This is a genomic window from Paenibacillus sp. FSL R5-0713 (genome assembly GCF_037973325.1).
GTDB lineage: Bacteria > Bacillota > Bacilli > Paenibacillales > Paenibacillaceae > Paenibacillus.
On sequence record NZ_CP150229.1, the window covers coordinates 3,234,048 to 3,258,679 of the forward strand.

At 43.8% G+C, this 24,632-nt stretch carries 23 protein-coding genes; 18 read left to right on the top strand and 5 right to left on the bottom strand.

What is annotated here, in order from left to right:
* The first annotated feature begins 151 nt into the window (after positions 1-151).
* Entirely contained in the window at positions 152-907 is a 756-nt protein-coding gene (locus MKZ12_RS14540; RefSeq protein ID WP_339261107.1) for a gamma-glutamyl-gamma-aminobutyrate hydrolase family protein, read from the top strand.
* Positions 908-1,015: 108 nt separating this feature from the next.
* On the opposite strand, the gene MKZ12_RS14545 is transcribed toward MKZ12_RS14540, so the two are convergent.
* Together MKZ12_RS14545 and MKZ12_RS14550 are read right to left on the bottom strand one after the other, a co-directional pair.
* Entirely contained in the window at positions 1,016-3,340 is a 2,325-nt protein-coding gene (locus MKZ12_RS14545; protein WP_339261109.1) for an MMPL family transporter, read from the bottom strand.
* A 20-nt stretch (positions 3,341-3,360) separates the two neighbouring features.
* On the bottom strand, positions 3,361-4,008 hold the full coding sequence (locus MKZ12_RS14550) for a TetR/AcrR family transcriptional regulator (protein WP_339261110.1): 648 nt from the start codon (positions 4,006-4,008) through the stop codon (positions 3,361-3,363).
* A 236-nt stretch (positions 4,009-4,244) separates the two neighbouring features.
* Here MKZ12_RS14550 and MKZ12_RS14555 point away from each other — a divergent pair, with 236 nt between their 5' ends.
* The 5 genes from MKZ12_RS14555 to nspC all read left to right on the top strand — a co-directional run bounded on the left by MKZ12_RS14555 (position 4,245) and on the right by nspC (position 10,159).
* Positions 4,245-5,138, top strand: coding sequence for a TetR/AcrR family transcriptional regulator (locus MKZ12_RS14555; RefSeq protein ID WP_339261111.1), 894 nt, complete (start codon positions 4,245-4,247; stop codon positions 5,136-5,138).
* Between the two features lie 216 nt (positions 5,139-5,354).
* Positions 5,355-6,620, top strand: coding sequence for a cytochrome P450 (locus MKZ12_RS14560; protein ID WP_339261112.1), 1,266 nt, complete (start codon positions 5,355-5,357; stop codon positions 6,618-6,620).
* A gap of 157 nt (positions 6,621-6,777) precedes the next feature.
* Complete coding sequence (locus MKZ12_RS14565; RefSeq protein WP_339261114.1) at positions 6,778-7,236, top strand: nucleoside deaminase; 459 nt, start codon at positions 6,778-6,780, stop codon at positions 7,234-7,236.
* A 555-nt stretch (positions 7,237-7,791) separates the two neighbouring features.
* Complete coding sequence (locus tag MKZ12_RS14570; protein WP_017688530.1) at positions 7,792-9,030, top strand: saccharopine dehydrogenase family protein; 1,239 nt, start codon at positions 7,792-7,794, stop codon at positions 9,028-9,030.
* Position 9,031: 1 nt separating this feature from the next.
* Positions 9,032-10,159: a carboxynorspermidine decarboxylase gene (gene nspC, locus MKZ12_RS14575; protein ID WP_339261418.1), complete on the top strand. Its 1,128-nt coding sequence runs from the start codon at positions 9,032-9,034 to the stop codon at positions 10,157-10,159.
* Between the two features lie 193 nt (positions 10,160-10,352).
* Here nspC and MKZ12_RS14580 read toward each other — a convergent pair whose 3' ends face one another.
* Positions 10,353-11,126: an SDR family NAD(P)-dependent oxidoreductase gene (locus tag MKZ12_RS14580; RefSeq protein WP_339261116.1), complete on the bottom strand. Its 774-nt coding sequence runs from the start codon at positions 11,124-11,126 to the stop codon at positions 10,353-10,355.
* Positions 11,127-11,237: 111 nt separating this feature from the next.
* Between MKZ12_RS14580 and MKZ12_RS14585 the strand changes: the two genes are divergently transcribed.
* Entirely contained in the window at positions 11,238-11,594 is a 357-nt protein-coding gene (locus tag MKZ12_RS14585; protein WP_339242617.1) for a MerR family transcriptional regulator, read from the top strand.
* A 90-nt stretch (positions 11,595-11,684) separates the two neighbouring features.
* Entirely contained in the window at positions 11,685-12,557 is an 873-nt protein-coding gene (locus tag MKZ12_RS14590) for a YitT family protein (RefSeq protein WP_339242619.1), read from the top strand.
* Between the two features lie 99 nt (positions 12,558-12,656).
* Here the strand turns inward: MKZ12_RS14590 and MKZ12_RS14595 are convergent, their stop codons facing one another.
* On the bottom strand, positions 12,657-13,331 hold the full coding sequence (locus MKZ12_RS14595; RefSeq protein WP_339261118.1) for a cyclase family protein: 675 nt from the start codon (positions 13,329-13,331) through the stop codon (positions 12,657-12,659).
* A 219-nt stretch (positions 13,332-13,550) separates the two neighbouring features.
* Here MKZ12_RS14595 and MKZ12_RS14600 point away from each other — a divergent pair, with 219 nt between their 5' ends.
* The 3 genes from MKZ12_RS14600 (at position 13,551) to MKZ12_RS14610 (ending at position 16,534) form a co-directional block, all read left to right on the top strand.
* Positions 13,551-13,745, top strand: a complete 195-nt coding sequence (locus tag MKZ12_RS14600; protein WP_339261119.1) for a hypothetical protein — start codon at positions 13,551-13,553, stop codon at positions 13,743-13,745.
* Between the two features lie 213 nt (positions 13,746-13,958).
* Positions 13,959-15,092 carry a serine hydrolase domain-containing protein gene (locus MKZ12_RS14605; protein ID WP_339242624.1) on the top strand — a complete coding sequence of 378 codons (1,134 nt, stop codon included), beginning with the start codon at positions 13,959-13,961 and terminating at the stop codon, positions 15,090-15,092.
* A gap of 299 nt (positions 15,093-15,391) precedes the next feature.
* Positions 15,392-16,534 (top strand): DUF4309 domain-containing protein, encoded by a 1,143-nt coding sequence (locus MKZ12_RS14610; protein WP_339261120.1) that lies wholly within the window; start codon positions 15,392-15,394, stop codon positions 16,532-16,534.
* Between the two features lie 99 nt (positions 16,535-16,633).
* Here the strand turns inward: MKZ12_RS14610 and MKZ12_RS14615 are convergent, their stop codons facing one another.
* On the bottom strand, positions 16,634-17,608 hold the full coding sequence (locus MKZ12_RS14615; RefSeq protein ID WP_339261122.1) for a DMT family transporter: 975 nt from the start codon (positions 17,606-17,608) through the stop codon (positions 16,634-16,636).
* 271 nt (positions 17,609-17,879) lie between these two features.
* On the opposite strand from MKZ12_RS14615, the gene MKZ12_RS14620 reads away from it, so the two are divergent.
* From MKZ12_RS14620 to MKZ12_RS14650, 7 genes are all read left to right on the top strand, one after another.
* Positions 17,880-18,869: a LacI family DNA-binding transcriptional regulator gene (locus MKZ12_RS14620; protein WP_339261124.1), complete on the top strand. Its 990-nt coding sequence runs from the start codon at positions 17,880-17,882 to the stop codon at positions 18,867-18,869.
* On the top strand, positions 18,862-19,740 hold the full coding sequence (gene rbsK / locus MKZ12_RS14625; RefSeq protein ID WP_339261126.1) for a ribokinase: 879 nt from the start codon (positions 18,862-18,864) through the stop codon (positions 19,738-19,740). The genes MKZ12_RS14620 and rbsK overlap by 8 nt, the downstream gene beginning before the upstream one ends.
* Positions 19,740-20,141, top strand: a complete 402-nt coding sequence (gene rbsD / locus MKZ12_RS14630) for a D-ribose pyranase (RefSeq protein WP_339261128.1) — start codon at positions 19,740-19,742, stop codon at positions 20,139-20,141. The genes rbsK and rbsD overlap by 1 nt, the downstream gene beginning before the upstream one ends.
* Before the next feature lie 14 nt (positions 20,142-20,155).
* Positions 20,156-21,637 (top strand): sugar ABC transporter ATP-binding protein, encoded by a 1,482-nt coding sequence (locus MKZ12_RS14635; protein ID WP_339261130.1) that lies wholly within the window; start codon positions 20,156-20,158, stop codon positions 21,635-21,637.
* Position 21,638: 1 nt separating this feature from the next.
* Positions 21,639-22,610 (top strand): ribose ABC transporter permease, encoded by a 972-nt coding sequence (gene rbsC, locus MKZ12_RS14640; RefSeq protein WP_339261132.1) that lies wholly within the window; start codon positions 21,639-21,641, stop codon positions 22,608-22,610.
* A 14-nt stretch (positions 22,611-22,624) separates the two neighbouring features.
* A complete protein-coding gene (gene rbsB / locus MKZ12_RS14645; RefSeq protein WP_339261134.1) occupies positions 22,625-23,557 on the top strand; it encodes a ribose ABC transporter substrate-binding protein RbsB in 933 nt (310 codons plus the stop codon).
* Between the two features lie 323 nt (positions 23,558-23,880).
* Positions 23,881-24,624 (top strand): YggS family pyridoxal phosphate-dependent enzyme, encoded by a 744-nt coding sequence (locus MKZ12_RS14650; RefSeq protein ID WP_339242635.1) that lies wholly within the window; start codon positions 23,881-23,883, stop codon positions 24,622-24,624.
* Positions 24,625-24,632: the final 8 nt, after the last annotated feature.

Sequence of the window (24,632 nt, forward strand, 5' to 3'; positions counted from 1 at the left end):
TAGGAATGTGATCACTCATCCTCAACATATCCTTTCCAGCATTCCGGATGAAACGAGTTCGCAGACAATAGAGGTAGGATAATGCAATAATTCAGTGAATTTATATATGAAGAGATCTGATAAAATGAATGAAAAGCTGGGAGGTAAAGCCATGAAAAAGCCCATGATCGGTGTACTGCCTTTATATGATACTGACAAAAAAAGTTACTGGATGCTTCCGGATTATATGAACGTAATAGAGGGAGCAGGCGGGATTCCGATTATGCTGCCTTTGACAACGGATACCGAGATTATAGGAACATTGGTTAATGAATTCGATGGCTTCCTGTTCACCGGGGGACATGATCTCAATCCGGAGCTGTATCATGAGCATGCAGAGGTCGCCTGTGGAGAGTTATGTATTGAACGCGATATGATGGAGTCGGTATTATTACAAAAGGTAATTGAGTTTGATAAGCCAGCCTTTGGCATATGCCGTGGACTACAATTATTTAACGTTGTTTTGGGTGGTACGTTGTATCAAGACATTCCGACTAGCCTTCAACTTCATGTGAACAAGATCGTTAATCATAAGCAAAGTCCGCCGTATACGAATCTTGTACATGATGTACATATTGAGAAAAATAATATCCTATACGATATTTTGCAAACAGATACGATAAAAGTAAACAGCTATCACCATCAGGGGATCAAAATGTTAACGGATAAATTAACGGCCGTGGCAGTCGCTGAAGACGGACTCGTCGAATCCGTAGTCATGCCGAACCGTTCATTTGTTTTGGCTGTGCAGTGGCATCCAGAGTACAGCTACAACGTAGATGACTGTAGTCAAAAGTTATTTGCGGCGTTTGTTAATGCTTCTCAATCCCCGCGCTATAATGTCCATATTAAAGATATCACTGCATAATCTGGAGCAGAGAAAAGACCTCCTGTTTATAAAACAGAGGAGGTCTTTGTATTGGTGAATCTAGTCGTGATGATGAGTAATCCTGGTATTAGCATTGAAGTGGACTGATTATTTTAATCCAGACTTGGTGTTGGCTTGTTCTTCAGCATGAAGGGAAGCAATCAGCTTCTCGCCTTCAACATCCAGGTTTGGCAGAATGCGATCCAGCCATTTCGGAAGGGCCCAAGCTTTGTCTCCGAAAATAGCCATGATGGCTGGAACCAATCCCATACGGATGATAAAAGCATCGATCAAAATGCCTACGGCCAAGGTGAAACCAATCTGTTTGATCATGACATCATCGGTGAAGATAAAACCTGCAAATACAGAGACCATGATCACTGCTGCGGCAACAACCACGCGACTGACCTGATTGTACCCATGAATGACGGATTCGGTTCCGCGATGACCGTGGACATATGATTCACGCATGGAGCTAACAAGGAAGACTTGATAGTCCATTGCGAGGCCATACAAAATACCTGTCACAATGATCGGCATAAAGCTCAGCAACGGTCCGCCGGTATCAAAACCAAAGAGCGAATGCAGCCAGCCCCATTGGAATACAGCAGTCGTAATCCCGAATGTAGCCAGGATACTAAGCAGGAAGCCAATTGTTGCTTTGATAGGAACGATGATCGAACGGAATACGAGTAACAGGATGATCAGCGATAGCAGGATGATAATACCTACATAAATAGGGAATACCTGCGCGAGTTTAGCAGACATATCAATGTTAACAGCCGTAAGACCCGTAACTCCAAGCTTCACATCATAGGTCTGTGCGATACTCGAATCAGTCGATCGCAGATCACTGACCATTGTTTTAGTGAGCGTATCGTTAGGACCCGTTTTTGGAATGAGACTAAAGATAGCCAAATCTTCTGTCATTCCAAGCGGTGTAACCTGTGCTACGTTGTTTTGACCTTGCAGCTCCATCATCAGACCACCCAAGAGTTCCGGCGTGACTTTTGCGGAAGATTGATTAGGCTCTGCGACCAGAATAAGTGGTCCGTTGAATCCTTCTCCGAAGCCTTCCGAGATAGCATCATAGCTCTGTCTTGCATCCGTATCCAGATTCGCTGAGGAAGCGCCAGGGATACCCATTTCCATTTTCGAGATAGGTATCGCGGCAAAACCAAGAATAATGATAATCGCGATAATGGTAGCCCAACGATTCTTGATAATGAATTTCACCCATCTATCCGCAACTCCGTGACTAGCGGCTTTAGGATGTTTCGTGCTTTTCTCACGAGCTTTGGCTGAACAGATGCGTTCTCCTACCAATCCCAGCAAAGCCGGCAACAGGGTTAAAGCAACAAATACGTTGATGAGTACAGTGGCTGCTGCAACCAAAGCCATCGTAGACAAGAATGTGAGACCAATGACGAGCATACCACATAGTGCAATAATGACGGTTAACCCGGCAAAAAATACTGCGCTGCCCGATGTACCAATGGCTCTGGCTGTTGCTTCTTTGGCGCTCAAGCCTTGATCAATGATCATTCGACGTTGGCGATTAACAATGAAGAGAGCGTAATCGATTCCAACAGCCAATCCAACCATGAGAGCCAGAACGGAAGTGACACTTGGCATTTCGATGAATTTGGAGATTGAGAATGCTCCACCTACTCCGATCGCAACACCCAGTAGTGCAGTAATCAGAGGCAGACCTGCTGCAACAACGGAGCCGAGTGTGATCAGCAATACGATTACAGCAATGACCAGTCCAACAATCTCTGCGGAGCCGACCCCAATCGATACCGCTTTGAGCGTTTCGCCTGGCAAGACCGTAATATTGGTTCCTTTCTCTACTGTCATAACGGATTGAATAACAGAATCAAATACATCCTGCGTTATGGCAGACTGCTCGATTGTAAATTGGAACTGGAACAGTGCAATACTGCCGTCTGAAGAGATCAGCATACCAGGTACAGGAACACCATCCACCATCAAAGGTCCGTAGGGAGGAGGCGTGGTTGTTGCGGATTGAGCCGCACCCGCAGACTGAGCATTCTGAGCCATCTCAGCAGAAGCCCCTGAATTACTCGCTTCAGCTGCATAATCGGCAGGGTTAAGGACTTTGTCTAATGCGTAAACTTCATTAACACCTTTCATAATGGCAGCCAAACGTTCAGGTGTATCCAAACGCTCGTTGTCCGGTGCTTTGAACACAACACTTCCTTGACCGCCGGAGGCGGCTGGCAATTCTTTTGCTAATTGATCCAGAACCTTCTGCGACTCTGTGCCTTCAATCTTCATTTCAGAACTGATGTGAATACCATTGATACCAATCATGGAGATGACAATTCCCAGAATTAATACCCAGCCAATGATAAAGTAGGCAGGTTTGCTAAAAGCGGTTTTCCCCACTCTGTATAATAATGTAGACATTTATCTATTTTACACTCCCTCTATGATGAATGTGGATGGTTGGCATGTTCGAATCCTGCCCGCAAATGACTAAACGTCGTTTCCAAAAATTGATCGAAGGTGATAGCACCGGGCTTGGTATCTTCAGTAAAGACTTGTCCGGGCAGCAGCACATTGAGTCTTCCATCAATTAATGGCAGTATCGTTCCATATAGTGCGTTAATTAGAAGATAAGTATAGATCTCGTCATACTTCCCGTTGGATAAGTCTAATAAGGTATCTTGTGCCTGCGTCTGCATCCGGTGCATGGCTCCGAGGTAATGAGGTTCAAGCACGGGATGGGTCTGGGATAGCGAGAGTAGCTGATGAAGCCTTCCAATTAGTTCTGTTGTAAGTTGCATCTTGATCAGGTCATACAGCAAGTCTAACAAGGAGGCGTGTTCAGGCATTTCGGTAAGTAACTCTTCGAGTTCCGTTGTATTCTGAACGGATATTGCGCCTCTTGCTACGGCTTCTTCTTTACATGTGAAGTAGTTAGCAAATGTTCTACGTGAACAACCCACCCGATGCACGATATCTTCGACCGTAAAGCCATCAAGCCCGTGTTCAAGGGTAAGTTCAAACGCTGTAACAGCAAGCGCTTTTTCAGTTGCTTCTTTCTTTAAATGTCGCAAGTTTCGTTTAATCATTGTTCTCCGCTTATGCGTTCACCTCCCACACCATGACTATGGTTTAATTCTTTTTAAGAAGAGTACACTTACTGAATATGCACTTTGTGAGGTTTATCATAACAACATGTTGCCCATTGTGCAAATTTACTCATTGTGCAATTATTTCACATGACGTTTATACTGCGAATCAATGCTTCAACTCCTGAGGAATTGAATGGTATAATCAATAGAAAAACTTGGGGCGATAACGAGATATGAGTAGTCGTAGACAAAGTTTATTGGAAACAGCACTTGCACTATTTTTAGAGCATAGTTATGCAAATACAACAATCCAGATGATCCTGGATCAATCGGGTGTATCCAAAGGCACATTCTACAAATTCTTCAATTCTAAAGAAGATTGTTTATATTCAATTATTGATCAGCGCATGCAAGAGGATGTGTTCATTCGCAAAGAACTTGAACAAAATCACTATACATCGGATTACGACTTGCTCGTAGATCAGATTGCGATTCCTATGTCTGTACCTAATAAAGAGCGAGTATGGGAATTATATTGGACGGGGTTTTATTCCGGAGAGATTAATTCAGCCAAACTGGCTACAGTTCATCTAAAATGGCTGTCTACACGCTTGATTCAGGTGTACGGGAATGACATTAGCTTATATGCCAACGAAGGGGCAATATTGTGCTACGGCATATTACATCAGATTGCCAACACCTCAAGAAGTCTAAATACGCAAAAACCAGTATGGAGCGAAGTTGTTCCAAAAGTGTTAACCTACATTGAAGTGATCCTAAGAACGATGCACCAGAGAAATGAACATATTTTCGATTTTCAGTCACTCTATTTCCTGAATGCCGATGAGCGCAGCCATGATATGGGTTTGGACATCGATGATATATTAAAAGATTTTGATGAGTTCAACAAACGCGTTCAAAAATCCAAGGAATCGGAATCCTTGAAGCAACTTTCGAAGGGACTTTTAGGGCTTTTACAAGATAAAGAGGATATAAATATTCCTGTGATCGAAGTGGTGCTTCAAGCGTTTCACAAAGAGTACAAGTCCAGTGCATTTCAATCCGAAGCCAATAGAGTGACCGAAGCCTGTTGGTGGTATTTGGAACGGGTGAAACAACGTTATTAATATGGGGGTTGGCTAATGGCCGCCCTCTTTTTTATGCTTCAAGTACATGCGTTTATAATAAATATACTATTAGTACATCTATTAATTGTTGTTATAACAGTTATTTTGTGATGTTTAACCTATTATATTTGAAATGAAATATACGGGTAGTATATAATTGAAATGAACATATATTTCCATAGATTTGAATAACTTCACTTCGAAAGGAAGATTTATATGACTAACTCGAATAACCAGACCTCAGAGAAAGCACAATTTAATTTGTTTAGCGAAGAAAATAGTAAAGATCCATTTACCATGTTTGCACAGATGCGTTCCAAAGGCTCCGTTGTCCCTATTTCTAATCCGATGGGTGGAGAAGGGCAAACCTGGATTGTAACTCGGATGGACGTCGCCATGGAAGTGTTGAAAGATCATGCTCGATTTACGGTCGATATGAACGCTATTGATCGTGGCAATGATATTCGAAAAAATCTCTCAGGTGAGCTTGGTTCATCGGAACCTCAAACTTTTTTTACCGGAAAGTCGATGCTCTTTGTGGATGAACCGGATCATCGAAGACTGCGAAGCTTAGTGTCCAAAGCATTCACTCCAAGATATATGGAAAGCCTGCGACCGCGTGTCCAGGAAATTGCCGATGAATTAATTGATCAATTTGAAGAAAAAGGAGAGATGGATCTTGTAAAAGACTATGCTTATCCATTCCCAATCAACGTTATTTCCGAGATGCTGGGTATACCACAGGAAGATCGACCTCAGATCCACGTGTGGTCTGAAGCCATTGCAAAAGGCCTTGGTTTTGGTAAACAGGACCCTGCAGTAGCGCAACATTTGCGATCATTCGCAGAGTACACTGCACAGCTTGTGACGAACAAACGAGTAGAACCTTCAGATGACCTCATTAGTCAATTAATTGCGATTGAGGAGGAGGGTGATCGACTGAATGAGGATGAATTAATATCCATGATCACATTATTGATATTTGCTGGACATGAGACAACTTCCAATCTGATTGCAACCGGCTCTTATCTTCTTCTGACACATTCCGAACAACTGGAACAACTTAAACAAGATCTGAATCTGGTTCCTTCTGCGGTCGAGGAGTTGTTACGATATAATGGACCCGCCACTTCTTCAGGTCCTCGTTATGCTACGCAAGACACGGAACTGGATGGACAATTGATTCAAAAAGGAGATGTTGTGATTCCTCTGTTGAAATCAGCGAATCGGGATGAGCAGCAGTTCAGTGACCCCGAAGAGTTGGATATTGAACGAAAAATAAAACGGCATTTGGCCTTTGGACATGGCATCCATATGTGTCTTGGCGCTCCACTTGCTCGTGTGGAGGGTGACGTGGCGTTTACGACGCTTTTACGTCGACTGCCGGATCTTCAGCTCAGTATTCCCCAAGAAGAGATTCATTGGCACTCCGCTTTGTCATCACAAGGATTGGCATCGTTGCCCGTAAAATTTAATAGATGAACGTAGGTTGACTCACTGGAGTATGACGAATTTTCGTCATACTCTTTATTTGTAATGATGATAGAATGGAATGAATAAAGGTCAGTCGTGTCATTGATCAATGATTAAAAGCAAAGATGTATTTGAATACATCATTTTTGTTCTGGAGGTAAACGATATGAATAAAGATGAACTTTTTATGCATAAAGCCATTGAGATTGCTCTGCAAGCACGCAAAGAAGGAAACGAACCATTCGGGGCCATTCTGGTGAAAAATGGAGAAGTGGTCATGATTGGGGAAAATAAGATCAACACTTTTTCTGATCCTACGCATCATGCAGAAATTGGACTTATCCGAAAATATTGTTCTGAACATCATGTGTTTGACCTGAGCGAGTACACTCTGTATACAAGTTGTGAACCGTGTGTAATGTGTGCCGGTGCTATGGTATGGTCAAATCTGGGGAGGCTGGTGTATAGCGTATCCCATGATCAACTAGCTGAAATTGCTGGTGGCAACATCATGATCGCGTGTGAAGAAGTGTTTGAGAAAAGTCCTCAAAAGCCTGAAGTAACAGGGCGATTACTGGGCGCAGAAGGGTTAAAAGTTTTCGAAGGATATCAATTTCATTCCTAGTCGTTATCCAATAAAAAAATTAATTTTTGATAATTGCTTGATTTTTTTTTCAACGTCTGATAGTGTAAGACCTGTGATTTTGGGAAGTTGATTTATCAATATGAATTAGAGCTTTCCAGCAGATAATTTTTGACCACTTCACCAGGAAGTTAAGGCCATACGGACAGCCGGGTCAAACGCCGATTGGCAACTTACGTTGCTTTATTGATTGAGTTCAAAGCTCAAATTTTATAAGTTGGTTACTTTACAACCAGTGCAATTGCACATCAACTTGTGAAACGGTCAATAAGAGTGGTAAAGGCGAATTATTTGCTATATAGACTCTGATCCAATATTGATATACATGAAGGAGCTTTCCGCCAAAGGAATTCTTGCGAACTTTTTTGGTCATGGAGACTTCACGTCTTTTTTATGATGTATATCGATAAGCAAGTGTGATGATGCGCGATTGCGGGCATTTTTCACCTTGCTTTTTTTGTTGTCTTGTTGTCGTCACTGTATCAAACCAAATTAAACCAATTAAAAAAAATACATATTGGGATAGGAGAATGTAAAATGGGAAAAGCACTAATCATCGGCGCCGGCGGCGTTGCTTCCGTGGCAGTACACAAATGCGTTCAAAACAGCGAAGTTTTTGAGGAAATCTGCATCGCGAGTCGTACAAAATCCAAATGTGATGAGCTCAAAGCCAAGCTGGACGGCGGAAAAACGAAAATTACGACAGCACAAGTAGATGCTGATAATGTTGACGAACTGATCGCTCTGATCAACGAAGTTAAACCGGATATCGTGATGAACCTTGCTTTGCCGTATCAAGATCTGACCATCATGGATGCTTGCCTTGCAACGAAAACAAATTACATGGACACAGCAAACTATGAGCCACATGATACAGCGAAGTTTGAATACAGCTGGCAATGGGATTACAAAGAGCGTTTTGAACAAGCAGGCATCACTGCTTTGCTCGGAAGTGGATTTGACCCAGGTGTGACTGGTGTATTCTCCGCTTATGCCCTGAAACATTACTTCGACGAGATTGAGTACATCGACATCTTGGACTGCAATGGTGGCGACCACGGTTATCCGTTCGCTACGAACTTCAACCCGGAGATCAACATTCGCGAGGTTTCTGCGAACGGAAGATATTGGGAAAATGGTGAATGGATCGAAACGAAACCGATGGAAATCAAACGTGTCTACGACTTCAAAGAAGTTGGCGAGAAAGACATGTACCTGTTGTACCATGAGGAATTGGAATCTTTGGCCAAAAACATGCCAGGTCTGAAACGTATCCGTTTCTTCATGACATTTGGGCAAAGCTACCTGACTCACTTGAAAGCTCTTGAAAATGTAGGCATGACTTCAATCGAGCCTATTGAATATGAAGGCAAACAAATTATTCCACTGCAATTCCTGAAAGCAGTACTGCCTGATCCAGCATCCCTTGGACCACGTACTGTAGGTAAAACAAACATCGGTTGTATTTTCAAAGGTAAAAAAGATGGTCAAGACAAAACATACTATGTTTACAATATCTGTGATCACCAAGAGTGCTACAAAGAAGTGGGTTCCCAAGCGATCTCTTACACAACAGGCGTTCCAGCTATGATTGGTGCGGCCATGGTCATGACAGGCAAATGGAACAAACCAGGCGTATACAATGTAGAAGAATTCAACCCGGATCCATTCATGGAAGAGTTGAACAAATGGGGTCTCCCATGGGTAGAAGACTTCAACCCGGTACTCGTTGATGAGCTGCCAGAAGAAGTTAAAGAATCGGAGCTTGTTCGTTAAAATGCGGTTCGAGCAATTACCGACACCATGTTTTGTTGTTGACGAGGCGCTTATCGAGAAAAACCTGAAAATCCTGAACGGTGTTATGCAGCGTACAGGTGCCAAAATCGTGCTCGCTCAAAAAGCATTCTCCATGACTGCGATGTATCCGCTGATTGGAGAATACCTGAGCGGTGCTACGGCGAGCGGTCTGTATGAAGCACGTCTGGGCCACGAGGAAATGGGCAAAGAGAACCATGTCTTTGCTCCGGCATACCGCGCAGAAGAGATCGACGAGATTATCTCCATCTGCGACCATATTATTTTCAATTCTTTTTCACAGCTTGCCAAATTCAAGGATAAGGCGCTTCAGGCTGGCCGTAAGGTCGGCTTGCGCGTCAATCCTGAATGCTCTACCCAAGAAGGGCACGAGATCTATGATCCGTGTTCTCCGGGTTCACGTTTTGGCGCGAAACAAGAGGATTTCCAAGCAGATCTGTTGGAAGGTGTCTCCGGACTGCACTTCCACACACTGTGTCAGCAAAATTCTGACGATCTGGAGACTACGTTGAACGCGGTTGTCGAGAAGTTCGGACAATGGTTGCCGCAAATGGAATGGATCAACTTCGGTGGTGGACACCATATCACGCGTGAAGATTATGATATTCCAAGGTTGGAAGCTTGCATCAAGCGTATGCAGAATGATTATGGCCTGGAAGTATATCTGGAGCCGGGAGAAGCTGTTGCGCTGAACGCGGGTTATCTAGTGACTTCAGTGCTGGACTTCCATAAAAATGGCATGGACATCGCCATTCTGGATACTTCAGCTACATGCCATATGCCGGATGTGCTGGAAATGCCATATCGCCCGCCGCTGATTGGTTCGGGAGAGGTGGGAGAGAAGGCTCATCTGTATCGCCTTGGTGGACAAACCTGTTTGTCTGGTGACGTGATTGGGGATTATTCGTTTGATCAGCCTTTACAAGAAGGTGACCGTCTGGTATTCGAGGACATGGCGATTTACTCCATGGTGAAAACCAACACGTTCAACGGCATGCCGCTTCCAGCGATTGCAGTTAAAAGAAAAGACGGCGATTGCGAAGTTGTTCGCGAATTCGGATATCAGGATTTCAAAATGAGGCTGGCATAAACGTTCATTATATAGAAGGTATTAATATAGAATTGTTTATAAAAAAGAAGGGAGCCTGGAGACAGGTTCCCTTTTTAACGTCCAATGATGTTTTAATGATTAGATGTAATGATGTTTATCATCGATGTCTATCAGTAAGGTTAGGTGATGTCTAAATGGAATCAGGCGACTCGGTTTAAACTACAGTTTCGGGTTAATTTTCTGGTTTTGAGGCTGCTCTTGCGGCGTAAGGAAAGATCGGTTCTCTTAGCTCAAAGTCATAGGTCATGCCATCCACAATGCCGACTACACTCTCACTGTCATACAGCTCCAGCAGAAAACCAGCCATTTGTTCCGCCGTATGGAATTTAGGAACTCTACCCTCATATTCAAACTCGTCTACATTAAAGGAATGTTTCGCAAATTCCGTCTCGGTTGCAGCAGGGGCGAGCACTTTGGCTTGCATTGCTGCATTCTTGCCTTTCAACTCCTGCGCAAGCCCTTCTGTAAAGGCACTTACATAGAACTTGGTTGCACAGTAAGTTACTGCATCGGCTACAATGGTATATCCTCCACCAGAGGAAATATTAATGATCTGTGTGCCATCGACATCTGCATAATCACGTACATACAGGGAAGAAAGAATCGTAAGAGCTTCTATATTTAGATGAAGCATCTGCTCAATTTTGGGCAGGTGTTGTTCGCCAATGGAAGCAAAATTCCCGAATCCGGCGTTGTTAATCCACGTCTCAATGGAATAAGCTTTAAGACTTTCATAGAATTCATGCACATTAGTGCCAATGGATAGATCCACTGTACGAATGACAACATCTAGATCAGGAGTGATTTCAGCCACTTTTCCTTTTAACTTGTCCAATTCATCCGTTCTGCGTGCTGCCAGGATCATATTTTTGCCACGAGCTGCAAAAGCTAAAGCCGCTTCATATCCAATACCTGAACTGGCACCGGTAATCACTGTGTATTTCATGAGAATTCCTCCTGGATCTGATTTCATTTTTTATTGTGATGTGAGCACGAGTTGATTATACTGATTAGAGCTTACTCTAAGTCAAGCTCGAATATAGAGGGGAGGTTAACCATGCATACTATTGGTGAAGTGGCCGAGTTACTACATATCAGTGCACATACGTTGCGTTATTATGAGAAAGAACAGATTGTAACACCTCTCCGAGATGCGAGTGGAGACAGGCGATACAACGAGTCCCACCTGAAATGGCTTCAATTTGTGATCAAATTAAAAGAGACTCAGATGCCTATTGCAACCATTAAGAAGTATGCATCCTTATTCCAGGAAGGGGAGCATACAGCGGGAGATCGGCTAAAGTTGCTGGAGGATCATAAAGAGTCGATTCAAAAACAGATGCATATCCTTAACACAGCCGATGAGATGCTTGAGCATAAAATCTCGTCGTACCGCACGTTCATCGGGCAATGATGTAACACACACAATGCCGATCTATTTGCCAAAACAGTGATTTTTATTATAGACTGTTTTTTATCGGTTGTTCATCAAGGAGGAAATGGAATGCATCAAAACAGAAAACAAAAGTCAAACAAGTTAAAGATCCTCTCCAAAGTATTATTGATTATCATTGGGGGATTTATAACGGCTTATGGCCTGGAAGCCATATTGATCCCGAATAATGTCTCAGATGGTGGTGTCACAGGTCTGAGTATCGTAGGATCACAGCTGTTTGGATTACCGCTGGGGATGCTCATCGGGATTATTAATATTCCGTTTGTATGGCTCGGGTACAAGCAGATTGGTAAAAGCTTCGCATTATATTCAATCATCGGTATTGCGTCACTGGCGATCAGCACCAGTCTGATGCACCATGTACCAACGATCATCGAAGGGGATACCTTGCTCGTTACGGTGGTCGGCGGGATTATCATCGGTTTCGGTATGGGTCTTGCATTACGTAATGGCGGGGCATTGGACGGCATAGATATGCTGGCTGTACTTCTTTCGCGCAAAGTACCTTTTGGAACCAGTGATCTCATTCTGTTTCTCAACATGTTTGTCTTTATTGTCGTTTCTACCGTGTTCGGTCTGCAAGGAGCGATTTTGTCAGGACTTGCGTATTTTATTGCTTCCAAAGTAATACATATTGTTGAAGAGGGATTAAGCGGCTCCAAAACGTTTAAAATTATTACCACTCAACCTGAGATCATGGTTGAAACCATCCGTGACCGTCTAGGTCGTGGTGCAACGTACACCGAGGCGTATGGTGGATACTCCAATGAACAATTCAAGGAAATTACTTGTGTCATTAACCGGATGGAAGAGAGCAAAATTAAAGATATCATTCATGAAATTGACCCATCTGCTTTTGTAGTTGTATACGATGTAGCTGAAGTAAGAGGTGGCAATTTCAAAAAGAAAGATATTCACTAACAACGTAATCACTATAAAAAAACGCGCCAGAGAGGATCTCTTGGCGCGTTTTTTTGGTATACACTACATATTGTTTATGAATACTTCGGGCTGCTCCAGCTAACATTTTTCAGTGAAAATGGTACTGAAACTGCTGTCAACCCCTTCAACAAACAAAGGCACAGCATAAACAACACCGATATCTGATAAATCCTGGTTTAAATTCATATCCTCAATGACTAGAATGAATTTGCCATCCACACGATCTTTTCCCAGGATCTTCTGATGAAAAGCGATAGCTTCATCCTCATGAAGTGAAGATCCCGCAGAGATCATATCCATGCCGATTGCTCGTAGTGAATCAAACACCATGAGGTAACTGGCAGCTGATGCGGCAAACCCAGGGTTATGATCACTATAACGAACAGGGTCTGAGGAACGAAGCTTCCCAAAACCTGTACGTATGAGCAGCAAGTCAGAGCCTGCAATCAGGTGCTCATAGGGCTCCAGGTCGGCTTTGGTAATCAATTCGTCATCACTTTTGGGAATGTCGAGGATCGTAGGATGAGAGAAAATAAAATCGTTTAATGGAAGCTCACTCAGTTTTTTGCCTTTGGGATTAAAGTGCCAAGGCCCATCAATATGAGTGCCGCTATGGTTGAGGGATGTGATGATAAATTGGTTATACGGGTCCCCTTGAGCTATGCTTGATTGCTGCTGGATCTCAACTGGGGGATTATCTTTATATACGGGAGTATTTACGCTAAGCGGATAGGATAAGAGCAGACGTTTCATTAGTTGTTCTCTCCTCTGTAATCGATGTGCACAGTTCTGAACAAGCACCCTCTCCATAGTGAAACGGCTAAACATGCTCTTTCACTTATTGATTGCTAATGGAAGCTTGAGCTCATTTTATGTAAGGATTCTGAACCTCATGCATAACTACAGTTCACTTATGGAAAACTTCTGTAGTGCGAACAAATAATATGGTTTCATTAATGGGAGGTTAGTATAATGACAAATCAGGACCCGCAAGAGCTTCTGAAGCAAAAACACGAGCTGGATGAGCAAAAAAAGCAATTCACTAATTTTTCCCGAAATATCTCAGGTCATGGTGAAGTTGAAGCTGGCCAAGAGTTCAGTGTTGACCGTGTACCAGATGATCAAAACCGTATGAAATCGGTTGAAAACAGACGCGGCGAGGTCTAAAAGTTCAAAATTAAGCTGATCCTTTAGGGGATCGGCTTATTCATGCGAAGCTTTGTAACACAGAGGACTGTGTATGGTAGTTGCACAAAAGAGAGGATATAGAAGGTGGTCAATCGTTGTAAAAGGTCGTATATTATTACTATGTGGATTGTGGAGTGAACATGGACCACATCGCAAAATGATAAACGATTTTACATAGAAGGACGGGAAAAAATGGACTTTAAACCACTTGCTACATTTATTGACCGCATGACATCCTGGCGTATACCGTGGGCAGAGGTATTGGTGATGCATCGAAATGATACTGTTTTCCATTATCGTAATGGTTACGCCAATCTGGAGGACAAAACGCCTATTAGCGATGGAGCAATCTTCAATCTATACTCCATGACCAAAATCATGACCTGTGTGGCAGGACTGCAACTAGTGGAGAAAGGTGAAATACTGCTAAGTGATCCACTTTCCGATTATTTGCCCGAATATGCCGATATGACGGTGAAGAAAACGATGGTAAACGGAGAGGTTCGACTGGAAAAGGCGACAAGAGCCATTACCGTACGCGATTTGTTCACCATGACCGCCGGATTCTCCTATGACGTAGGTAGTCCAAGTATTCAGGAAGCCGTAAAAAACACCCACGGAACATTGCCAACACGTGAATTCGCGAAAGCGCTAGCGAAGGAACCGCTTTTGTTTGAGCCAGGAACACATTGGAATTACAGCATGTGCCATGATGTGCTCGGAGCCTTGGTGGAAGTCGTCAGTGGTAAAAGCTTTGGTGCGTATCTCCGGGACGAAATCACCGGACCACTTGGTATGAACGACACAACGTTCAATCTGAACGATGAGCAGCAGAAACGCCTTATTCCGCAATATGCATACAATGACGAACTTGAAAAGGCTGTACGTATGGATGGGAATGGATTCCGTGTAGGTACCGAGCTGGAGAGCGGTGGCGCTGGGTTGTTATCAACCGTCAGCGATTATGCACGGTTTCTGAACGCGCTTACTGGACGTGGTACAAGTCCTGAAGGTGTGCGCATTTTGTCACAAGCTTCAGTGGAACTGATGCGAACGGATCATCTGAACGAGATGACTCGCGGTGATTATTCGTGGGATCATATGTATGGATACGGCTATGGACTAGGTGTCCGTACACATATCTCGAAAGCACGCAGTGGTTCGCTGAGCCCGCTTGGTGAATTTGGATGGAGTGGTGCTGCTGGTTGTATGGCTATTATTGATCCGGATTCAGAGCTTACGGTCATGTATGCCCAGCATTTGCTGAACAGTCAGGAAGGATATGTTCAACGACGCTTACGTAATGTGATATACTCCTGTCTATAAATTATATCGTTTTGAAATATGGAAGAAGAGCCGCTAATCAGCGGCTTTTTTATGTTATATGGATTAATAACAAAAAAATAGATTGATATATATTTCTTTATTAGAAAGGGTATGTTATCATTCTTAGGAAAATAGTACTAGTAGGAGGATATGCTTATTGAACATAAACCTATATTAATTACATAGTTTGATCAAAAGTACACTCTAGCAAGACTTATTAAAATGTTGAGATTATGCACGATTAAAAATTAGAAATGAGATTTTAGATGTTTATTTTATTACTCAGAGGAGAGTCATCAATGATACACCCTAAATACAAAGCAAAATGGGCTTCACTTGCCTTACTTACCTTAATCAGCTATGTTCTGAGCGCATTGCTCCTGCTGCCGCCCAATGCCGCTGCCAAAGGAGAGCAAATCTCAGCTAAACAGCTGGAAAGTATGAGCCGGCTTTCATTTACGCTTCGTGATGCCAAGCAAACGGCATACACGGTTTATATTTTTGCTTATGATGAACAGAAGAGCACGCTGACCGAGGAAAATGGTTGGACGAAAAATAAAAAAGGAGATAAAAGTTACACTGGAACCTATCGGGCGGCCTTGCTGAAAAAAGGTGCAGCATACGGAACAGTGCAAGCAGCAAAACTGGATCTGAATACGATTATTTTGCCTCAAACCTGGAACTTCGTTGTGAAAGGCAAAGAGGCGAGTACACCAGATATGCTGATGATCACGGACTGGGGAACTTCTAATTTCAATGAAGTGAAAACGTATATCGTTCGTTCCGGGGAATTACGCCGTGTCACATATGTCGATAATAAGGGGAAAAAAATTGACGATGCATACTCCGCGATCAGAGATGGTGGAATTCGTACTCTTACAGGTGCCCGAGTGCAGTTCAAAAATTACAACAACCTTCAATTCGTCTATGGCGTTAATACGTTTAAGCTGAATGTGAACAAATTGGAAATGCGGTTGGAAGATACGCGCAACCTTCGTACAAGAGATTGGCCGAACTCGGGTGTTGGCGATCGTGCTTACCTGAAAAGCCTGAAGGACGCTGCATTAAAGGGTGCATTGCCTGGGCGAACGGACATCAAGATTGGCATGACGCTTCAAAATGCACAAAAAAAGCTGGGGAAACCCAATTCTCGTTCTAACGAAGAATGGGGAGCGTTCTATTATTACTCTAAATTCGGCGTTGGATTCGATTCATATATGCACGAGCTTACCAATAAATCACGTATTGCCGTTTTTGACCTGTACAATGAGAAGCAAAATCTTTCGCCATGGAATGTGAGAATATGGATGGGGAAACCGTCCTCAGAATATTACAATGAAGTCGTAGGTGGTTATGAGATGGTATATCATTTGGGTAATCACGCCATTGTATTTAACTATGAGGAAGAAGAGGACTTGATTGACTTTACGAGTATATATTAAGTGGTATAATCCAGAGAATTGAATATTCATGGGACTGTATAAACAAACAAAAGCCGCTAATTAGCGGCTTTTTTTAATGTGCATAAGATACACTATTAGTTATTTTATTGGTGTGTTCTCGGCGCTTTGTACAGAACGTACACGATTAACCAAGTAGATGCCAACGGATACGAACAACAATGCGGCCAGATTCTTCAATTCCAAGATCGTTTCACCGAGGAATAACGCTGATAACAATGCACCAAACACAGGGATAAGAAAGTTGTATACAGATACTCTTCCGACCTTATTGTACTTAAGAAGCATATTCCATAGACAAAATGCAACGGATGACAGCAAGGCCAAATAGATCAAATTACTGGTGGATTCCAGGGTGAAATGAGTGACTCGTCCGCCGAGTAATAGACCTAACAGCGTAAGCACCAGTCCACCAATGAACAGGCTAACCCCTGTAATGATTAGAACATCGATGGTCGCGGTGAGACGTTTTGCGTAAAGGGCTGTAACGGAAAACACAAGGGCTGCTAAAATAATGAAACCTTCGCCTGTAAATGAAAAGGAAAAAGTAAGCAGATCGGTATGGAAGTTTACGATAATGACGCCAACGAATCCGAGCAAGCAGCCAACGATTTTATTTCTGCTTAATTTGTCGTTCTTATAGATGAAATGGGCAAGAACAACACTGAAGAAGGTCGTCGTTGCGTTCATAATGGAACCTTTGACACCTGTCGTATTAGCTACGCCAACGTAGAAAAACATATACTGCAAACCGGTTTGCAATATACCTAACATGATAAGGCTTGTCCACTGAGTCCTGGATAATTGCAGCTTTTCTTTTCGAACGATACGAGACAAGAGTAATAGCAGCAAGCCCGCCAGTGTGAATCGATATCCGGCAAAGACGTATTTGGAAGCAATGTCTTCCGGCAGAATGTTAAATGCGATATATCCAAGTTTGATGGACGGGTACGCACTACCCCATAACAAGCAACAAAGGCTCGCTATAAGCATGACGAAAATGGGATCACTAAATTTACTCGGTTTGTGGTTTTCAAGGGTATTTCTGTCTGTCACTTTCAATCTTCTCCTCACATTTTATGCACATATGTATGTATCTAATATCCTCACTGACCATACCACATATCGCTAATATTTGTAATGATAATTAACTCCTTAATATAGCTGAGAAGAGTAAATAAGACGGGAAGAAGCCAAGTCACTGATGAATTTTCAATGTACTTTCATGTTTACTTGGAGAAATTTCCAGAATGAAAGCGCTTGTCAAATCGAAAGTAATATGATAATTTAATATCTGTAACCGGTTACACATAGAGGAGAGCAACTTATGACAACAATTAAAGACGTAGCTCAACAGGCGGGCGTATCTGTTGCCACTGTATCCAGAGTCATCAATGATAGAGGTTATGTTCACGCGGATACACGCAAGAAAGTGGAAGATGCTGTGAAGGCACTTAACTTTTCGCCAAATGAAGTGGCCCGCTCATTATATAAGCGCAAGTCCAAACTGATTGGCCTGTTGTTGCCGGACATTGCCAACCCCTACTTTCCGCAGTTGGCTCGCGGTGTAGAGGATGGGATGCAGGAGCAGGATTATAGACTGATATTCGGAAACAGTGATGAGGATGAACGGAAGGAGCAGGATTACATTCAGACGTTTATCCAGAACAATGTGGTCGGTGTAATCTCTTCAACGAACTACCCTCATTCTTCAATATATAAAAACCTGAAGATTCCCGTCGTGTTTTTGGATAGAACATCACTGGATCGTCCATCCGTGTATGCGGATGGCAGGGAAGGTGGAAGACTAGCTGCAAGGGAGATTATCCAACGCGGCAGTCGCCGGATCACAGTTATGCAAGGACCGTCACAGATCAGACCAGCTCAGGATCGCTTTGAAGGGGCGATAGAAATTATCCGTGATGCTGGGTTAGATTACCGGGTAATCCAGACGACCTCATTTTCAATTAACGAGGCAGGTATATGGGCTGAAGAATTATTCAGGAAGTATGCGGACACAGATGGGGTGATTGCCAGTAATGATATCGCAGCCATGGCAGTACTGCATGAGGCCTCACGAATTGGAAGGAAGATTCCTGATGATGTCCAAGTGATTGGTTTCGATGATATACCGATGAGCAGCCTGTTATCGCCGGCATTGTCCACCATCCATCAGCCAGCATACGAGATGGGAAGAGAAGCGGCGGGATTACTTATCAAGCTTGTGGAACAAGCTGCAATAGAGAACAAAAACATACAGTTGCCCGTAAGCTTCATCGAACGAGGCACTACGAGAAAGGTGAGATCAGATGGCTAAAATATGTGTAATTGGAAGCAGTTCAATGGATCTGGTTGTTACTTCGTCAAGACGGCCGGGGGCGGGTGAAACCGTTCTCGGAAACAGCTTCAAAACGGTCCCTGGCGGTAAGGGAGCCAATCAGGCTGTCGCTGCTGCACGACTGGGGGCTGAGGTTGCGATGATCGGCCGGGTAGGCGACGATGCTTTTGGCAAAGATATTTTAGAGAACTTCAGAACAAATGCTGTAAATACGCAAAATGTGAAACCGGTTACACATTTGGAAAGTGGAACGGCTCATATCATTCTGGCGGAAGGTGATAATAGTATCGTAGTGGTTGAAGCGGCGAATCGCGAAGTCACCCCTGCATACGTCGATGAAGCAGCGGAAGTGATCCGCAATGCAGATATCGTACTGATTCAGCAGGAAATCCCGGAGGAAACTGTTGTTCATGTCAGTGCAATGTGTGCGGAGTTCGGAACACCATTATTGCTTAATCCAGCTCCGGCGAGAAAATTGCCGCAAGAAGTTATTGATAACGCTGCATATATCACACCAAATGAGCATGAGGCCGAGATTTTGTTTCACGGTATGAGTCCGGCACAGGCATTGCGCCAATATGCGAACAAACTGTTCATCACGGAAGGCAGTAAAGGGGTTCGTTATTTTGATGGCACAGAGGAAATTCTAGTCCCAACTTATAAGGTGCAGGTAGTCGATACGACTGGTGCAGGGGATACGTTCAACGCCGCATTCGCAGTTGCTTTGGCTGAAGGTCAACCGTTGCAAGAGAGTATACGCTTCGCTAATCGGGCTGCATCGTTGTCAGTCACCAAGTTCGGAGCGCAGGGCGGCATGCCAACGCGTGATGAAGTAGAGGAGAGCTTGTAATGAAAAGATACGGCATGTTGAATAGTCACATCTCCAAAATTCTGTCTGATCTGGGTCATACGGACATGATTGCGATTGCGGATGCAGGTCTGCCCGTACCGGACGGAGTTGTTAAAATCGATCTGGCCCTCAAACTGGGAACACCCAGTTTTCAGGAAGTCGTGGAGCTTATCGCAGAAGATATGGTCATTGAGAAAATTATTGTGGCAGAAGAAATTCACGAAGGCAATCCTGCAGCTATGCAATTCATCACGGATAAGTTCAGTGAGGAAGCCATCGATGCTTCCGTCAGTCACGAACAATTCAAAGTATTAACTCGACAGGTGAAAGCGGTCATCCGCACAGGCGAAGCGACACCGTATGCCAATTGCATTTTACAATCGGGAGTCCATTTCGGTTAAAAGGAGGTTGCGTAATGCATATTCAGATGCAAAACATTCATAAAGCGTTTGGCACCAATCAGGTGCTGAGCGGAGTGGATTTTGAACTAAAAGACGGTGAGGTTCATGCCTTAATGGGGGAGAATGGAGCCGGCAAATCCACACTGATGAACATTCTGATTGGTCTCCATGAGCGAGATCAGGGAACCATCAGAATAGACGGAGAAGAAAACTATTTTGTAAGTCCGAAGGAAGCAGAGAAGTTAGGGATCACCTTTATACATCAGGAGCTAAACGTGTGGCCTGAAATGACAGTGCTGGATAATCTCTTTATTGGTAAGGAAATGACATCATCCTTGGGGCTGCTTAATACGAGACAGATGAAAGCGCTTGCCAAAGAGCAGTTTGAAAAGTTGTCCGTTGACATCCCATTGGAACGTCCTGCGGGAGAATGCTCTGTCGGGCAGCAGCAGATGATAGAAATCGCCAAAGCACTTATGACAGATGCCAAGGTTATCATTATGGACGAGCCAACAGCCGCCCTCACGGAGCGCGAGATACAGAAACTGTTTGGTGTAATCAGCTCACTGAAGAAGGACGGAGTATCCATCGTGTACATTTCTCACCGCATGGAGGAGATATTCACGATCTGTGACCGGATTACCATTATGCGTGACGGCAGAACGGTGGACACTCAGCCCATTCCACAGACAAGCTTTGATGAAGTGGTACGGAAAATGGTAGGTCGTGAACTTACCGAGCGTTATCCTGTCCGGAATCCTTCTTATGGTGAAGTTGTTCTGGAAGTAAGGAATGCCAGCAGCAAAGGATTGTTCGAGAATATTAACTTCACGGTGAGAGCGGGAGAAATCCTCGGTTTCTCAGGACTTATGGGTTCTGGGCGAACCGAGATTATGAGAACAATCTTTGGTTTGGATACGTTGGATAGCGGTGAAATCTTCATCCGCGGCAAAAAAGCGAACATTCGTAAACCGGCAGATGCAGTGAAACATGGAATTGGATTTATTACCGAAGACCGGAAGGATGAGGGGCTGGTATTAGACTTCTCCATTCGCGAGAATATGGCGTTGACGAATCTGTTCAGTTTCTCGAGCAAAGGTTTCATCTCCGCTTCGAAAGAACAAGATTTCGTGGATACATTGATCAAACGTCTTCAGATCAAAACACAATCCTCCGATACGGCGGCAAGGAATCTATCCGGGGGTAACCAGCAGAAGGTGGTTATCGCGAAATGGGTTGGTATTGGTCCAAGCGTACTTATTCTGGATGAACCCACACGCGGAGTGGATGTCGGAGCGAAGCGCGAAATCTATGAATTGATGAATGAACTTACAGACCGTGGGGTTGCAATCATCATGGTTTCGTCGGAGCTACCTGAAGTGCTTGGCATGAGCGACCGGATCGCAGTTGTGCATGAAGGACACATCAGTGGCGAGGTTGCAAGGGAAGTAGCAACACAAGAACACATTATGACATTGGCCACAGGGGGACAGTGATATGACAACAATGCAGGAAAATAAAACGGCTAAAAGCGGGTTCCGTTTCTCAAGCGTGATACAAAAATTGGGACCGCTGCTCGGCTTAATCATTCTTATTCTCATCGTATCGGTGTTGAATCCAAGTTTCTTGGAACCGCTTAATATCTTGAATTTATTGCGTCAAGTCTCGATTAATGCACTGATTGCCTTCGGTATGACGTTTGTTATCCTGACGGGTGGAATTGATCTGTCAGTTGGATCGATCCTGGCTTTATCCAGTGCTTTTGTAGCAAACATGATGTTGTCCGGTCTGGATCCAATCTTGTCCATCATTATCGGGGTAGCACTCGGTGGTGTCATGGGTATGGTGAATGGACTGATGATTACCAAAGGAAGAATGGCTCCGTTTATCGCTACATTGGCAACCATGACGATATTTAGAGGATTAACGTTGGTGTACACAAATGGTAATCCAATTACAGGACTAGGGGATAACCTGTTGTTCCAACTGTTCGGCCGTGGATACCTGCTGGGCATTCCGGTACCTGCAATCACGATGCTGATTACCTTTATGATTCTATGGATTATTTTGCATAAAACGGCTTTTGGACGCAAAACGTACGCCATCGGCGGTAATGAGAAGGCTTCCATTATCTCGGGTATCAAAGTTAATCGCGTGAAATTTATGATCTACTCCCTGACAGGCATGCTCGCTGCTCTGGCAGGTGCAATCTTGACATCTCGGTTGAATTCAGCACAACCAACGGCCGGTACATCCTATGAGCTGGATGCAATCGCAGCGGTTGTATTGGGTGGTACAAGTCTTGCCGGAGGACGTGGACGAATCGTCGGTACCCTGATCGGTGTTCTGATTATCGGCGTACTGAATAATGGATTGAATTTGCTCGAAGTAAACTCATTTTACCAAATGGTTGTGAAAGGTATCGTCATTGCCATTGCCGTCCTGCTGGACCGCAAGAAAACAGCATAAGGAGAGAAGCGAATATGAAAAAGTGGACAATAACATTTGTAAGTGTGATGATGATTATCGTTCTGGCCGGATGCTCTTTGGAACCACCGGAATGGGCCAAACCTGACCCTTCCAAAAGTAACGGACAGAAAAAAATAGGTTTGTCGATCTCTACGCTAAACAATCCATTCTTTGTATCTCTAAAGGACGGGGTCATGGCTGAAGCCAAAAAACAGGGAGTACAGGTCATCGTGGTGGATGCACAGAACGATTCGGCCAAACAAACCAATGATGTGGATGATCTCATTCAGCAAGGAGTCAGTGCACTTCTGATTAACCCTGCTGACTCTGCAGCGATCTCCACAGCGGTTCAATCGGCCAATAGTGTGGGCATTCCCGTGATCACGCTGGATCGCTCCGCAGACAAAGGCGAAGTGGCAGCATTAGTAGCCTCGGATAACGTTAAGGGTGGACGCATGGCAGCGGAATACTTCGTGGAACAACTCGGTGAAGGAGCCAAAGTTATTGAACTTGAGGGTGTGCCTGGCGCTTCTGCAACAAGAGAACGGGGTAAAGGCTTCCATGAAGTGGCTGACAAGCAACTCGATGTGGTTTCCAAACAATCTGCGGATTTTGATCGGTCCAAAGGATTAAATGTCATGGAGAACTTGTTGCAAGGTAATCCGGACGTGCAAGCGGTATTTGCCCATAATGATGAGATGGCACTTGGTGCGATTGAAGCGATTCAAAGCTCGGGTAAAGACATTCCGGTCATCGGATTCGACGGCAATGATGATGCAATCAAATCCATTAAAGATGGAAAATTGACGGCAACCGTCGCTCAGCAGCCTGTACTAATTGGTCAACTGGCGCTGCAAGCTGCTCTGGATGTGCTCAGTGGCAAGCAGGTGGAGCCATCGATCCCGGCTGAATTAAAGCTGGTAACGAAGGAAAACGTGAACGAATAAATCATGACATGCAATGTTTCTCGTCTTGTGGAGAAGAGCATAGGGATATAACCAAGCCGCTAATTTAGCGGCTTTTTTTCATTTTATAGGTGTGGACATCACATCAAATGGACCTATTGGCGTTTAAAAGCCTACAAAAGGTGCCCCAATTGAATGGTAGTTTTTATTGTTTTGGATTGCTCCAAAAGAATGTTTTTGGATATGTATAACCAATCCATTGATTGATATACTAGCATGACGTTCTACACAATCTTCACAATACATAAGGAGGAAGCTTATCTTAATGATTCATTCCTGTGCGGAATAGAAAGAAGGCGAATGACATGAAACATCTAGTTGAAGAAAATCTCCAATCGGTAAGACGGCAAATCGCATTGGCCTGTCAGGCCTCAGGGCGTGACATATCGGACATTACCTTGTTGCTCGCCACCAAAACGGTACCGCTAGAGAAATTACAAATGGCTATTCAAGCAGGTGAGGTCCTTTTCGGAGAAAACAAAGCTCAAGAACTTCGGGACAAATTTCCACTTATGGAACAAAACAAACAGGTAGAATGGCATTTTATCGGACATCTGCAAACAAACAAAGTAAAGGACGTTGTTAAATATGTTACGCTCATTCATTCCGTAGATCGTCTGAAGCTGGGTCAGGCGTTACATAACCAGCTTCTCAAAGAGAATAAGACTCTAGACATTCTAGTTCAAATTAACACCTCCTACGAAGAAAGTAAATTTGGGGCCTCTCCAGAAACAGCCATTGAGCTTGTAGAACAATTAACTCAATTCGAAACGTTGAACGTAAAGGGCTTAATGACCATTGGAAAACTGAATGCAACGAATGAAGAAACACGGCATTGCTTTCGTTTGTTAAACCGTATTCGCAATCAAATTAAAGAGAAAAATATTCCGCGTGTAGAAATGGATATTTTATCGATGGGCATGTCCGGTGACTTCCAGGTCGCCATTGAAGAAGGAGCTACAATGATTCGTGTAGGAACAAGTGTATTTGGGCCACGGTATTTACCAGACGAATATTACTGGAATGAAAACACACGCATCGATGATTAAGTGAGAGG